This window comes from Paraburkholderia guartelaensis, from assembly GCF_004353905.1.
GTDB classification, from domain to species: Bacteria; Pseudomonadota; Gammaproteobacteria; order Burkholderiales; family Burkholderiaceae; genus Paraburkholderia; species Paraburkholderia guartelaensis.
The window spans coordinates 434,218-447,665 of sequence record NZ_SMOD01000002.1; the positions used below are offsets into that span (position 1 = coordinate 434,218).

The window sequence follows — 13,448 nt, forward strand, 5'->3', positions numbered from 1 at the left end:
TTCAACCGGCGGCCATTGCGGCCGGGCGGCACGCATCCTGCATGCTGCCCGGCCATGAAACAGAATCGATTGAGGTATGAAAAAAGCAGATGGAGACGAGCAAAACAGAACGATCGAGCGTCGTGAGCAACTGGGGCGTGCTTGCCCTGCTCGCGATCGGCGTGTTGACGTCCTTTATCGACCGCACCAGCATTTCCAGCGTTCTCGCGGATAGCCACTTCATTCGGCACTTTTCGCTGACCAACGTCGACCGCGGCTGGATCAACTCCGCATTCTTCTGGTCGTATGGGCTCTTTCAGGTGCCAATGGGCTGGGTCTCGGACCGCTACGGCGTGAAATGGCCCTATGCGATCTGCTTTGCGCTGTGGTGTGCGGCCACTGCGCTGATGGGCGCCGTCACGACGCTTGCGGCCCTCGTCGTCATGCGACTGCTCGTCGGTATTGCCGAAGCAATCGTGATCCCGGCCAGCTACCGCTGGATTCGCAACAACTTTCACGAAAGCCAGAGCGGCCTCGCCGTGGGCATTCTCGCAATGGGCAACAAGTTCGGCCCGGCAATCGGCGCGCCGGTCGCCGCATGGTTCATCGTCAACTATTCGTGGAAGGCGATGTTCATCGCCACCGGCCTCGTCGGGCTGCTCTGGCTCGTGCCCTGGCTGCTCCTCGTGCGCAACGACCTGCCCTCTCGCGACTCCGTGCGCGAGGCCAATCGCAGCGCCCGCACGGTCAGCTTCGGCAGCATCCTGTCGAGCCCGATGGTGTGGGGCGGCATGATCACGAATTTCTGCTACGGCTACTTCACGTTTTACTGCATGACGTGGATGCCCGCCTACCTTGTCGAGCAGCGCGGTCTGTCGATCGGCAAATCGGGCATCTTCACGTTCTTCAGCTTCGCCGGCATCGCGATCGTCGCGGCCATTGCGGGCTGGGCGGCGGACCGCATCATCGCGCGCGGCGGCAATGCGATCTTCGTGCGCAAGGCGTTCATCATCGCGGGCTTCTTTGGCGGCTGCACGGTTCTGCTGGGCGCCTATGCGAACACGCTCGAAACCGCCCTCTTCTGGAACGTACTTTCGCTTTCGCTGCTCGGCCTGACCACCGCGAACAATCTCGTGCTGTCGCGGCTCACCCTGATCCCCAAGCAGACCGTGGGTCTCGTGACCGGCGTGCAGCAGGTCGCGACCAGCCTCGCAGGCGGTGTTGCCGCAAGCCTCTCGGGGTGGCTGCTGCATGTGGGCGGAAGCTACGACCTGCCGATGATGGTGATTTTCGTGTTCCTGCTCGTGGGCGCGGCAGCTACGGCGATCCTCTATCGCCCTGACTGGGCGCCGAAGGTCAGCGAGCCGCAGCGCGAACTGCGCGAGGCGTGATCCCCACGGAAATCGAATCATCGTAGTCCAAAGCAAAGCAACGGCGGCGCCCGCCTGCGAGCGCCTGCCACCCAAATAATGCCAACGGCCTTTTCCGTGGCGACCGACTGAAAAACTGGAAACAACATACATGGCGAAAATCGTATTCGGGATGGCGGTGCCGCACAGCGGCATGCTCGGCCAGGCGCCGGAAGACTGGTTGAAGAACGGCGAGCGCGACCGCAACAATCCGGAATTGTGGTTCCGCAACCGGACGTGGACCTACCCCGAACTTGAAGCCCACCGAGAGGCCGCGTTCGCGCCGTTCCTCACGCTCGAAGAACGCACGGCACGCGCCGCGCGCTGCCGCGCCGCGCTCGACAAGATGGCGGCCGCGTATCGCGACGCAAAGATCGACGTGGCGATCATTCTCGGCAAGGACCAGAAGGAGATCTTTACGGACTTCTCACCTTCCATCGCGATCTTCAGCGGCGAGGAAGTCCATAACGGTCCGCCGCAGCGATCCGTCTACGCGCCCGACCACCATGTCACGCACGATTGCCACCCGGAACTGGCCGCGTACCTGATCAACCACTTCCAGGCGAACGGCTTCGATCTCGCCGATCTGTTCGCATGGCCCGACAACGTGTGGATGAAGCCGCTCCCCGAGTACCCGGTCGTGCCGCACGCGTATAGCTTCGTCTATCACCAGATCATGGACGACAATCCGCCGCCGCACGTGCCGATCATCATGAACTGCTTCTACCCGCCGACGCAGCCCTCGATGTCGCGCTGCATCGAGTTCGGCCGCGTGCTGCGCGATGCGATCACGGCCTGGCCCGAAGACGTGCGCGTCGGCATTTTCGCCTCGGGCGGACTCTCGCACTTCGTGAACGACGAGGAGTTCGACCACCGCATCATGAAGATGCTCGCGACCTACGACTACGACGGCCTGGCCGCCGTGGACGACCGCTCGTATCAGTCCGGCACTTCCGAAATCAAGCTCTACGTGAGCGTGATGAAGGCGGTGCAGGAAACCGGCGCCGAGATGACGCTGGTCGATTACGTCCCCTGCTGGCGCACGCCTGCCGGCACCGGCGAAGGCATGGGCTTCATGTACTGGAAAGCGGACGAGTGAGCCAAACGCACCGCCCTTTTCACTTCCGTGGATGAGAGACATACCGATGAGCAACACCCGCCTGAACGGCATCATTCGTGCGTTCGAATCCGGCAAGCCCGCGTTCGCTGCATTCTCCAAGCTCGACAAGCAGACCGCCATCGAGATGAGCGACGCGCCCTACGACGGCATCGTGTTCGAAATGGAGCACAACCCGTATGACGTCGCTGCGCTCGGCGACGCCATGCAGTACATGCTCAACCGCAAGCAGATCGCCGAGTCGGGCTCGGTGGCACCGCGCGTCACGCCCATCGCCCGTATTCCCGCCAACGGCGCGGAGATGAATCAGGCCTTCGCGAAGCAGGTGCTCGATCGCGGCGCGTACGGCGTCGTGTGGCCCCATATCGCCACCGTCGAGCAGGCTTATAACGCGGTCGCCTCGTGCCGCTACGCGCGCCCGAAACATGCACCGCTCTACGAGCCCAAGGGCGTGCGTGGCGACGGCCCGGCCAATGCAGCGCGCTACTGGGGGCTGTCGATGCAGGAATACTACGAGAAGGCCGACGTATGGCCGCTCGCCCCGCAAGGCGAGATTCTCGTGGGCCTTATGTGCGAAAGCACGCAGGCAATCGAGAACCTCGACGACATCCTCGCCAATGTGCCTGGCATCGGCTTCATCCTGATTGGCGAAGGCGACCTCAGCCAGGAACTAGGCTTTCCGCGACAGTACGAACACCCGGAAGTGCTCGACGCCATGCGCCGGATCGTCGAGACCTGCCACAAGCACAACGTCGTGGTCGGCAATCCGCACGTCACGGCGAAGAACCACCAGCGGCTCATTCAGGAAGGGTACCGCTTCCTCATGTCGGCGCCCACGCGCAGCTACGGCGTGGTTGGCGCGGCGCGCGAAATGGCGGGGTACTGAAGCGCCTGTGGGTTGACGACCCACGGGCCGGCTAGAAGCGGCGGCCTTCTAATCGATTATTTAGGTTTACGAATTACCAAGAAGAATGGAGATGAATGCCCCCGCACCCACGGGTAAATGATTGCAATAACTATAAGTAACGTTGGAGACAAGAATGAAGAAAGTGTTGGTCATGGCATCCGGCGTTGCGTCGGCCTGCCTTCTTAATATCGCTCATGCGCAGTCGTCCGTCACGCTCTACGGCGTGATCGACAACGCCGTCGAATATCAGAACGGTGGCAACGGCGCCGTCGTGCGCGCCACCTCGGGCGGACTGTTTGCGAGCCGTTATGGTTTGAAAGGCAGCGAGGATATCGGCGGCGGGCTGCACGTCAATTTCCAGCTGGAGCAGGGTTTTTCCGCGATGACCGGCGCCGCCGCCAATTCCGCGGAAGCCTTCAACCGGCAGGCGTGGGTGGGACTTTCGGGCGGCTTCGGTGAAGTGCGCTTTGGCCTGCAAAATACGCCGCAGTATATTTTCCTGAACCGGGAACTCGATCCGGTCGCTGTGATGAGCATGGGCTCGCCGATGCTCAACTTCAACTCGCTGACCATCCGCGTCAACAACGCGATCTCGTACTTCACGCCGACGGTCTATGGGTTGAGTGCGCAGTTCATGGTCGCGATGCGCGATGCCACGACCAAGCCGAGCAACGGCCTGCAGTTCTACAACGCGGCCGCGCGCTACGAGAACGGACCGTTCAGAATCGCGGCGGGTTACGAGCAGGCGGACAACGCCACCGGCACGTCAACGCTGAAGGTGTTCAACGCAGGGGCATCGGTCGGCGTCGGCCCGGCGCGCTTCTATCTCGCGTATCACACGGAGCATCAGACCGACAACAGCATCAAGCGTGACGTGTATGAAGCTTCCGGTTCCTGGAACTTCAGCCCGGCGGACCAACTCGCGCTGATGTACGGCTACGCGCACGACCGCACCGGCAAAGGCAACAATGCCCAGCAGATCGGCATGACCTACGAGCACTATCTGTCGAAGCGCACGACACTGTACGCGTCGGCCGGTTTCATCAACAACCGCAATCAGGCGAGTTTCACGCTCAACGGCACCGCATACGGCGGGGTCACGGTGGCGCCGGGTTCGAATACGCGCGGCGTCATTCTTGGCATGGTGCATACATTCTGACGAAATGGTGGGACCGGCCCCAAAAAGTTCCGGCGCCGGTCTCGGGGTATATCGCAATTCGCCTTGCCGCCGATCCATGAAAAAATATGACGATATTCGCCGCCCCTCTTTCAGAGGCGCACGCGTGCCCGGCCTGAAGGTACAGCGTTCAGGCGAAATTCCAATCGCAATGGCGGCCCCGCATGAGCGGCCGTCCAGGAGACCGCATGGCACACGGTGCAATGATCAGCAAGCCCCCGCGCAAAACGGCCGGTGAAAGCCGTCTTACCGCGGTTCCCAAGGTTCGGCTTTACGTCGAGCAGCCCGAAGAGGAAAACTGGTTTGTGCACGTCGGCCACGTGACCGAGCGCGGGCGCTGGCGCACCGAGCCCCACGCACATCCGGCATACGGGCAACTGATCTTCGTGCGCAACGGCCGCGGCGTCATGAATCTGGAAGGCCGCAGCGTGCCGTTCGAAGGACCCTGCGCACTGCTGGTGCCCACCGAATGTATCCACGGTCTCGACTATGAAATCGATGTCGACCGGTGGGTCGTCACGATCGAAGTGTCCTATCTCACGCAGGTCAACGCGAAGCTTCACGAGTTCATCGGGCTCTGGTCGTCGCCGCGCATGATTCCGTTCGCGCATAGCGCCGACGCCGCCGGCGAGTTCTACACCCTGATTCAGCGGCTGAAGCAGGAAGTGGAGTCCGATGCGGTGGGCCAGGTCACCGGAACCGAAGCCTTGTTGACGATGCTGCTATTGACGCTGATTCGCGAAACGCGCCTCGAGCAGACGGTCAACGACAGCGTGCCGCGCCACGATGTGCGCCTTGTAGAGCGGTTCCGCAAGCTGATTGACGAGCACTACCGCAGCAATCTGCCGCTCCAGGAATACGCTTCGATGCTTGCGGTATCGCTCGTCCAGTTGCGCGCCGCATGCGCCTCCGCCGCGGAAAAAAGCCCGACTAAAATGATTCACGCGCGCATTATTACCGAAGCGAAACGTGAACTCATTTTCGGCGACATGTCGGTGGAGCAAATCGCGTTCTGGCTGGGCTTCGCGGACGCCGCGTATTTCACGCGCTTCTTTCGCAGGGAAGTCGGGCAGGCGCCAAGCCAGTTTCGCAGCGACGCGCGGCGATAGTTTCAACGTCTCGCCGCCGAAAGCGAGCTGGCGCCAGGTGCCTGGCCTCGCGCGGCGCGCGCATCGATTCCTTTCCGTTCCTTCCACGCACACTTCGCTCCGCGCATCTCCCACCAGTATCTTCCCTGGTTCAACGGAAAAGTGCCAGCGAATCCGGATTTTGTGCAGGGACCTGCCCAGGTGCTGGGAATACCCTTTTCTCGTTTTCCGGTTTGCTGCCCTTCTGTTGCATTGAGGCGGCAATGGTTCATTTTCACTCGTAGTCCGGTCAAATCGAATATGGCGAAACTCGTGAAACCGGCGCGCATGGCGCGCTACGCAACCCTGGTTGGCCTTGTCGCATGCGCACTCTCGGCGCAAGCGATGGCCGCAACCTTGCCGGCGAACGCTGACACCGAATATGTCTACGTGGGCACGCTGCATCAGCAAATCAGTGCCTTGCGCTTTGACGTCGCGACCGGCGAACTGAGCGCCATCGGTCCTGTCGCGCAGGGGCTCAAATCCACGTGGGTCGCCGCGCATCCCGTATTGCCGATCCTGTACGCAGTCGACGACGACCGCGACAAGGAAGGCAGCATCACGGCATACAAGGTCGATCGCAGCACCGGCTCGCTCGCCCCCATCAACGACGTACGCACGGGCGGCCGCGGCACCACGTTCTTGCGCTTCGATACCCCGTCCTCCACGTTGCTCGGCGCGAACTACAACAGCGGTTCCGTATCGAGCGTTGCGGTCAATCGCGACGGCAGCCTCGGGACGCTCGAATCGACGATCGAAGAGACCGGCTCCGGCCCGAGCCCGCGTCAGACCAGCGCGCACGCACACGGCGTGACGCTCGACCCGTCGGGCCGCTACGCCTTCGTGCCGGACCTCGGTTCCGATCGTGTGTTCATCTACGGCTTCGACCGCAAGACCCGCGCCTTGACGCAACTGGACGGCGCCTCACCGCGTGCGTTCGTCGCGCCCCCCGGGAGCGGCCCGCGGCGCCTTGCATTCGGCGCCACAGGGAAATATGCGTACGTCCTCAACGAGATCAGCGCGGAACTCATGGTGTTGCGCTGGGACGCGTCAAATGCCCAACTCTCGCTCGTCCAATCGCTGCCGCTGAGCAGCGAAGGGTTCGCAGGCGCAAAGAGCGGGGCCGAGATGGCGCTCAGCAAGGACGGGCGATTTATTTATGTCGAAGACCGCGGCGAAAATGAACTGGTCGTTTATCGCGTGAATGCCTCCACAGGGAAGCTCGCCGAAGTGCAGCGCACGCCCTCGGGCGGCGAGAAACCGTGGGGCTTTTCGATCGACCCGTCGGGCAAATGGCTGTTCGTTGCCAACCAGCGCAGCGGCAATGTGAGCGTATTTCGCATCGATCACGTGACGGGTAAGGTTTCCGCCAGCGGCCAGTCGTCCAATGTCCCCGACCCCACCAGCATTGCGTTCGTGAAATAACACAACATGTCGCAAATGGCGCCGCAACGTTGCGTCGCCATTCGTCGACGCCTCATCCTCATCAAATCCCGCAGGCAGAGATTCTTCAGATAAAAATACCAGAGAATCATCATTTATTACAGGGACGCGATTCCTCCGATTTTCTATCATTTATCTCGCAGTAGCACTATTCGGCGTACTAACTTCATTAAATGGAGATCGATCGCCGAAATAATAGATATAGAAAATCCGGAGATAAATGAACAAGACTCTTCTCGCAGCGGCAGCAGTCGTTTCGTCGTGCGCTTTTCAGGCAGTGCATGCGCAATCCTCAGTCACGCTTTACGGTATTGTCGACAACGGCATCGAATATCAAAACGATGGTGCGAATCACGTGATCCGCGCGTCGTCAGGCGGCATGTTCGCGACCGTCTACGGCTTGATCGGCCACGAGGACATTGGCGGCGGCATTCACGTCAATTTCCAGCTCGAACAAGGATTCTCGGCGGTCAATGGCGCCGCACAGAACTCCGCCGACGCGTTCAATCGCCTTGCGTGGGTCGGCATGTCGGGGAACTTTGGCGAATTGCGCTTTGGGCGGCAAAAGAAACCGCAATATCTGTATCTCGACGGCGAACTCGACCCGCTGGCCGCGAAGTCGATTGCCTCGCCGCTCAACGATTTCGACGACGTATCCGTGCGCGCCAGCAACGCCATCACCTACTTCACGCCGAGCTGGCACGGTCTCACCGCGCAGTTCCTCGTGTCCATGCGCGACTCGACGACCAAACCGACCAACGGCATCCAGGCGTATAACGCCGTAGTCAAATACATCAATGGTCCGTGGCATCTCGCAGCAGGCTACGACCAGCAGGACAACGCGGCAGGAACCTCAGTGCAGAAGGTCTTTACAGCGGCCACGTCACTGAGGGTGGACGCGGCTCGCTTCTATCTCGTCTATCACACGGAAACCCAATCCGATCATAGCCAGAATGAGGCGACGTACTCGGCTGCGGCGTCGTATCTGTTCAATCCCGCCAACGAGATCGCCGTGATGTACGGATATCTGCATGACCGCACGGGCAAAGGCAACAACGCCCAGCAATTCGGCCTCTCCTACGAATATTTCCTGTCGAAGTCTTCGCTGATCTACGCGGCGGCGGGGCTCATCGATAACCGCAACGAGGCAGCTTATACGCTCAACGGCACGGAGTATTCCGGTATCGAGGTGACGCCGGGCGCCACCGCGCGCGGCATCATCATTGGCCTCACGCACAAGTTCTGAACCTGCGCGCAGTGCGCTCAAAGCCTGAATTGCGCGACGCAGTCGACAAGATTTGCAGCCTGTTGTTTGAGGCTCTCGGCTGCGGCCGCGCTCTCTTCGACAAGCGCCGCATTTTGCTGGGTCGTTTGATCCATCTGGGTGACGGCTTCGCCGACTTGCCCGACGCCGGTACTCTGCTCCGCACTCGCGTTGCTGATCTCGGCGACCAGCACGCTCAGGCGCTGAATTGCTCCGACGACCTGCGTCATCGTCGTGCCCGCCTCGTCAACGAGTGCGCTGCCTTGATCGACACGCTCCACGCTCGACGTGATCAATCCGCGAATTTCGTGGGCGGCCTGCGCGCTGCGTTTCGCGAGCGACCGCACCTCAGTCGCGACGACGGCAAAGCCCCGGCCCTGCTCGCCCGCGCGCGCGGCTTCCACTGCCGCGTTCAAAGCGAGAATATTGGTCTGCGCCGCGATGTCGTTGATGATGCCGATAATCTCGCCGATCTTGCGCGAGCCCTCGTTGATGCCCTTCATCGTCTCGATCACGGAGCCAACAACGTTCCCGCCCTCGACCGCAATCGACGTTGCGCCGGTCGCAAGCTCACTGGCCTCGAGCGCATTCGCGGCGTTCTGCTTTACGGTGGCACTCAGCTGCTCCATCGACGCCGCGGTTTCCTGCAGCGCGCTCGCCTGTTCCTCGGTACGCTGGCTCAAATACGCGTTGCCTGACGCGATTTGCGCCGATCCGGTCGCAATGGCGTCGCTGCTCGTGCGCACCTGCTCGACGATACCCGCGAGCGCCACCGTCATCGCGTGCATGGCGGCCATGAGGCTGTCGGTATCGCCGTCGCGCAGATGCAAGTCGACGTTGAGGTTGCCCCTCGCGATCTGGCGGGCGGCCTCGCGCGCGTCGTCGGGCTCGCCACCCAGCTTGCGCGTGATCGCGCGCGAGAATTTCAACGCAGCCACGACACCCGCAAGCACGATGACGGCCATGACGCTCACGCTCGCAATCACGGCGCGCCGCTGCCTCGCTTTTGCAAGCGCTACGGCAACGGTAGTCTGCGCGACGATTGCCTCACCCGATTCGCGCAACGTAATGGCGGAATCGCGGTCGATTCCGTCAATCGCCCGATCGCCGACGGCGATATCGAAGCCTGAAGCTTCGAACTTTCCGAGCGCCGCGCGAAACGCCGCCCCCATCTGCTTATGCAACGCGTTGAAGCGCTCGATCTTCTCGTGCGCGTCACCGGGCGGCAGTTCTTGCGCCAGCTTTTCCGTTATGGTCTGCGCCGTGTCCTCGTATTTCTGGAATGCTCCCCAGTACTTTTTAAATTGCTGGGGATCCTTGCCTCGCACCCAAATATCCTTGCCGTTTTGCACCTGGTTCTTGAATGCGACCAGCGCGTCGCCGACCTCGCGAGCTTGTGCATCGTCGACCGAAACGAGCCGCTCATAGGTGTGTGCGGCACGGTTCATCTGCAACACGCCGAATAGCCCCGCCCCCGAAGCGACCAGCAACGCGGCGCCCAGCGCCAGCGGAAGTTGATGGACAAGTTTCATGTATCACCTTGTAAAAACCCCTTTTTCTAAGGGGATTGTCTCCACTGCCGAGAGTAACGGACAATTGCGGTCATGCCTTTGGACGAAAGCGCGAATCGCCGGGACATTCATTCGCAAACCGTCGCGCGCCTCATTTCATTTTTCAGTACAACGAGTCAAGCATTCATGAGCCAGTCATCTTCGCAGTCGCCCCTTCCATTCCTGCCATTCGTGCGTTCCGAAATCGACGAGGAAACCATCCAGGGCGTCGTCGACGTGCTGCGCTCGGGCTGGATCACGACCGGCCCGCAGAACCAGGCGTTCGAAGCGGCGCTCTCCGAATACTGCGGCGGCCGTCCCGTGCGCACCTTCAACTCGGGCACGGCGACGCTCGAAATCGGTTTGCGCCTTGCCGGCGTGGGTCCCGGCGACGAAGTCATCACCACGCCCGCCTCGTGGGTTTCCACCAGCAACGTGATCTACGAGGTGGGAGCGACGCCGGTGTTCGCCGACATCGATCCCGTCACGCGCAACATCGACCTCGACAAACTCGAAGCCGCCATCACGCCGAAGACCAAAGCCATCATCCCGGTCTTTCTCTCGGGCCTGCCCGTCGACATGGACCGGCTCTACGCGATCGCCCGCGAGCACAAGCTGCGCGTAATCGAGGACGCCGCACAGGCGTTCGGCTCGACCTGGAACGGCAAGCGCATCGGCGCGATCGGCGATATCGTCTCGTTCAGCTTCCACGCCAACAAGAACCTCACGTCGATCGAAGGCGGCGCGCTCGTCCTCAATGACGAAGCCGAAGCCGTGCTCGCGCAGAAGTACCGCCTGCAAGGCATTACGCGCACGGGCTTCGATGGTATGGACTGCGACGTGCTTGGCGGCAAGTACAACCTCACGGATGTGGCGGCGCGCGTCGGGCTCGGGCAGCTCAAGCACATCGAGCGCTTCACGGCGCAGCGGCGCGCACTCGCGCGAGCGTATTTCGCACGCCTCGAGGGCAGCACGGCTGTGAAGCTCGGCATGGGCCTGCCGCTCGCCGATTTCGCCAACAGCAACTGGCACATGTTCCAGATCACGCTGCCGCTCGACAAGCTCGCCATCGACCGCGCCGGTTTCATGGGCGAACTCAAGGAGCGCGGCATCGGCTCGGGCGCGCACTACCCGGCCATTCATCTTTTCACGCTCTACCGCGAGCGAGGTTTCAAGGCGGGCATGTTCCCGCACGCGGAGCGCTTCGGCGCAAGCACGGTCACGCTGCCGCTCTTCACGCAGATGACCGAAGCCGACATAGCGCGCGTTTGCAGCGCGGTGAACGAAATCTGCGAGAAATTTTCCAGGTGAGTTGCGCATTCGGCGAACCTGCTGCGCATTGAAACGGCGCAAAGAAAGGGCGATGCCGCTATTCAGTCGCATCGCCCTTTCACAAGCCGGCTTGACGGCTTTGCGCTACTTCGCAAACGGCAGTCGCCGTGTCCGTCTTTTACACGGGAGCAACGGGCGCACCATCGACCAGACGCCAGACAGCTAACGGATTGGCTGCCTGCAGTGCTTCGGGAAGCAAGCTATCCGGCAAGTCCTGATAACAGACAGGACGCAGGAAGCGGTCGATCGCTGCCGCCCCCACCGACGTAAACATCGAATTCGAGGTCGACGGATAGGGGCCGCCGTGAACCATCGCATGGCAAACCTCTACGCCCGTCGGAAAGCCATTCGCCAGAATGCGTCCGGCCTTGCGTTCGAGCGCGGGCAAGAGGCGCTTCGCATCGACCAGATCAGCCGCGTCGACTTGCAGCGTGACGGTCAGTTGTCCTTCGATATGCTCGGCAACTTCGAGCAGTTCACCGAAATCTCGCGCACGAATCACAACGGAGGCGGGACCAAACATCTCGGCCTCCAGTTCCGGCGAGGCAAGCAGGCGCGCCGCATCGGTCACATAGAGCGCTGCCTGTGCGGCATTCGGGCGTTCACCCGCGGGCTCGCCTTCAGCCACCTTCGTCACACCCGAAACCGCGCCCGTGCTTTGCTTACCGTTGCAGTAGGCATCGAAGATGCCGGGCGTCAACATCGTCTGGGCCGGCTTCGACGCCAGCGCCGCTCCCGCCGCCTTGATGAAGCGGTCAAGGTCCGGACCTTCAACGGCAAGCACGAGGCCCGGGTTCGTGCAGAACTGGCCGGCGCCCATCGTCAGAGAGTCGGCGAACGCCTTGCCAATCGCCTCGGCCCGGTTCGCAAGCGCGTGTGGGAACAGAAAGACCGGGTTAATGCTGCTCATCTCCGCATACACGGGAATCGGCTCCGGACGCGCTTTCGCAAGCCGCATCAGCGCGAGCCCACCCTGCCGCGAGCCCGTGAAGCCGACCGCCTTGATCGCCGGATGGGAGACCAGCGCTTCACCCAGTTTGCGACCGGCGCCGAACAGCAGCGAGAACGTGCCCTCGGGCAGGCCCTGTTCCTTGACAGCCTTCTGGATGGCGCTGCCTACGAGCTTCGACGTGCCCAGGTGCGCGCTGTGCGCCTTCACGATGACGGGTGCGCCCGCGGCCAGTGCGGATGCCGTGTCGCCCCCCGCAACGGAGAACGCGAGCGGAAAGTTGCTCGCGCCGAACACCGCGACGGGACCCAATGGCACCTTTGCAAGGCGAAGATCCGCACGCGGCAGCGGCTCGCGTGCGGGCTGCGCATGATCGATCGTGGCGGCGAGAAAGTGGCCGTCCCGCACGACTTTGGCAAACAGGCGCAACTGTCCGACCGTGCGTGCCCGCTCGCCTTGCAGGCGCTGCGCAGGCAGCCCCGTCTCGGCCTGCGCGCGTTCGATCAGTTCGTCCCCGAGCGCGAGGATATTCTCCGCAATGGCTTCGAGAAAAGCGGCACGTTTTGCGAGCGGCGCATTTCGATAAACGTCGAAAGCAGCGGCTGCGAGCGACGCCGCGCGCTCGACCTCCGCAGAGCCACCCATCCCGAACACCGGGTCTGCGATTTCCGAGTTGCTAGCCGGATTGAATGCCCGCTGCTCGCCCTCGGTGCCTCGCACCGAAGCGAAGCCGATAAGCATGTCACCATTCATAGTCATGTCGATTTCCTGGTACGCGTTGTGTGTCATTGTTCTTCGCCATTGCGCCCGCGCGGCGGCTAGTTGAATAACCAGTTAACTGCGGGCCGAACGATGGGAGGTGGATAGACGCACCATGAGCCGTCATGGTGCCGGAAGAAGACAATCGCATACGTTCCGGACGAACGTGCGACTTCGACCTGTACGGCCCGCCATGGCATCTTCGTCGAGCGACAGGGTCGCGTAACGCTGAGATTTTCCCGATTTCCAAACCAGTCATTGACCAGAGCGCGAAGGGATGTGCGCTGACCGCTCATAAGCGTCTCCGCGCTTCGCGGACGTGTCGGCAAATCCACAAAGCTTTTTCGCAGCAAGTTCGTTCGAGCGCCAACACCAAACGACCCGATCTGGCTTTCCTCAACCGGGGAAGTCAGGACGGTAGTGTCATCATCGATG

At 61.8% G+C, this 13,448-nt stretch carries 10 protein-coding genes; 8 read left to right on the plus strand and 2 right to left on the minus strand.

Features of this window, described 5'->3' with window-relative positions; genetic code table 11:
• Positions 1 to 89 precede the first annotated feature (89 nt).
• From E1N52_RS04130 to E1N52_RS04160, 7 genes are all read left to right on the plus strand, one after another.
• Positions 90 to 1,370, plus strand: a complete 1,281-nt coding sequence (locus E1N52_RS04130) for an MFS transporter (protein WP_133180412.1) — start codon at positions 90 to 92, stop codon at positions 1,368 to 1,370.
• A 130-nt stretch (positions 1,371 to 1,500) separates the two neighbouring features.
• Entirely contained in the window at positions 1,501 to 2,487 is a 987-nt protein-coding gene (locus E1N52_RS04135) for a DODA-type extradiol aromatic ring-opening family dioxygenase (protein WP_133180413.1), read from the plus strand.
• Between the two features lie 46 nt (positions 2,488 to 2,533).
• Positions 2,534 to 3,391 (plus strand): HpcH/HpaI aldolase family protein, encoded by an 858-nt coding sequence (locus E1N52_RS04140; protein ID WP_133180415.1) that lies wholly within the window; start codon positions 2,534 to 2,536, stop codon positions 3,389 to 3,391.
• 154 nt (positions 3,392 to 3,545) lie between these two features.
• Positions 3,546 to 4,571 carry a porin gene (locus E1N52_RS04145; RefSeq protein WP_133180417.1) on the plus strand — a complete coding sequence of 342 codons (1,026 nt, stop codon included), beginning with the start codon at positions 3,546 to 3,548 and terminating at the stop codon, positions 4,569 to 4,571.
• 206 nt (positions 4,572 to 4,777) lie between these two features.
• Positions 4,778 to 5,698, plus strand: coding sequence for a helix-turn-helix domain-containing protein (locus E1N52_RS04150; RefSeq protein ID WP_246088943.1), 921 nt, complete (start codon positions 4,778 to 4,780; stop codon positions 5,696 to 5,698).
• Between the two features lie 279 nt (positions 5,699 to 5,977).
• Positions 5,978 to 7,141 carry a lactonase family protein gene (locus E1N52_RS04155; protein WP_246088944.1) on the plus strand — a complete coding sequence of 388 codons (1,164 nt, stop codon included), beginning with the start codon at positions 5,978 to 5,980 and terminating at the stop codon, positions 7,139 to 7,141.
• Between the two features lie 238 nt (positions 7,142 to 7,379).
• Positions 7,380 to 8,405, plus strand: coding sequence for a porin (locus E1N52_RS04160; protein WP_133180421.1), 1,026 nt, complete (start codon positions 7,380 to 7,382; stop codon positions 8,403 to 8,405).
• Between the two features lie 17 nt (positions 8,406 to 8,422).
• On the opposite strand, the gene E1N52_RS04165 is transcribed toward E1N52_RS04160, so the two are convergent.
• Entirely contained in the window at positions 8,423 to 9,955 is a 1,533-nt protein-coding gene (locus tag E1N52_RS04165) for a methyl-accepting chemotaxis protein (protein WP_133180423.1), read from the minus strand.
• Between the two features lie 165 nt (positions 9,956 to 10,120).
• Between E1N52_RS04165 and E1N52_RS04170 the strand changes: the two genes are divergently transcribed.
• On the plus strand, positions 10,121 to 11,284 hold the full coding sequence (locus E1N52_RS04170; RefSeq protein WP_133180425.1) for a DegT/DnrJ/EryC1/StrS family aminotransferase: 1,164 nt from the start codon (positions 10,121 to 10,123) through the stop codon (positions 11,282 to 11,284).
• A gap of 139 nt (positions 11,285 to 11,423) precedes the next feature.
• Here E1N52_RS04170 and E1N52_RS04175 read toward each other — a convergent pair whose 3' ends face one another.
• Positions 11,424 to 13,013, minus strand: a complete 1,590-nt coding sequence (locus E1N52_RS04175) for an aldehyde dehydrogenase (NADP(+)) (RefSeq protein WP_133180426.1) — start codon at positions 13,011 to 13,013, stop codon at positions 11,424 to 11,426.
• Positions 13,014 to 13,448: the final 435 nt, after the last annotated feature.

Bases quoted from the DNA above. Each gene is read 5' to 3' on its own strand.
- E1N52_RS04155 (WP_246088944.1), top strand. From the start codon at position 5,978: ATGGCGAAACTCGTGAAACCGGCGCGCATGGCGCGCTACGCAACCCTG.
- E1N52_RS04135 (WP_133180413.1), top strand. From the start codon at position 1,501: ATGGCGAAAATCGTATTCGGGATGGCGGTGCCGCACAGCGGCATGCTC.
- E1N52_RS04140 (WP_133180415.1), top strand. From the start codon at position 2,534: ATGAGCAACACCCGCCTGAACGGCATCATTCGTGCGTTCGAATCCGGC.
- E1N52_RS04170 (WP_133180425.1), top strand. From the start codon at position 10,121: ATGAGCCAGTCATCTTCGCAGTCGCCCCTTCCATTCCTGCCATTCGTG.
- E1N52_RS04175 (WP_133180426.1), bottom strand. From the start codon at position 13,013: ATGACTATGAATGGTGACATGCTTATCGGCTTCGCTTCGGTGCGAGGC.
- E1N52_RS04160 (WP_133180421.1), top strand. From the start codon at position 7,380: ATGAACAAGACTCTTCTCGCAGCGGCAGCAGTCGTTTCGTCGTGCGCT.
- E1N52_RS04150 (WP_246088943.1), top strand. From the start codon at position 4,778: ATGGCACACGGTGCAATGATCAGCAAGCCCCCGCGCAAAACGGCCGGT.
- E1N52_RS04165 (WP_133180423.1), bottom strand. From the start codon at position 9,955: ATGAAACTTGTCCATCAACTTCCGCTGGCGCTGGGCGCCGCGTTGCTG.
- E1N52_RS04130 (WP_133180412.1), top strand. From the start codon at position 90: ATGGAGACGAGCAAAACAGAACGATCGAGCGTCGTGAGCAACTGGGGC.
- E1N52_RS04145 (WP_133180417.1), top strand. From the start codon at position 3,546: ATGAAGAAAGTGTTGGTCATGGCATCCGGCGTTGCGTCGGCCTGCCTT.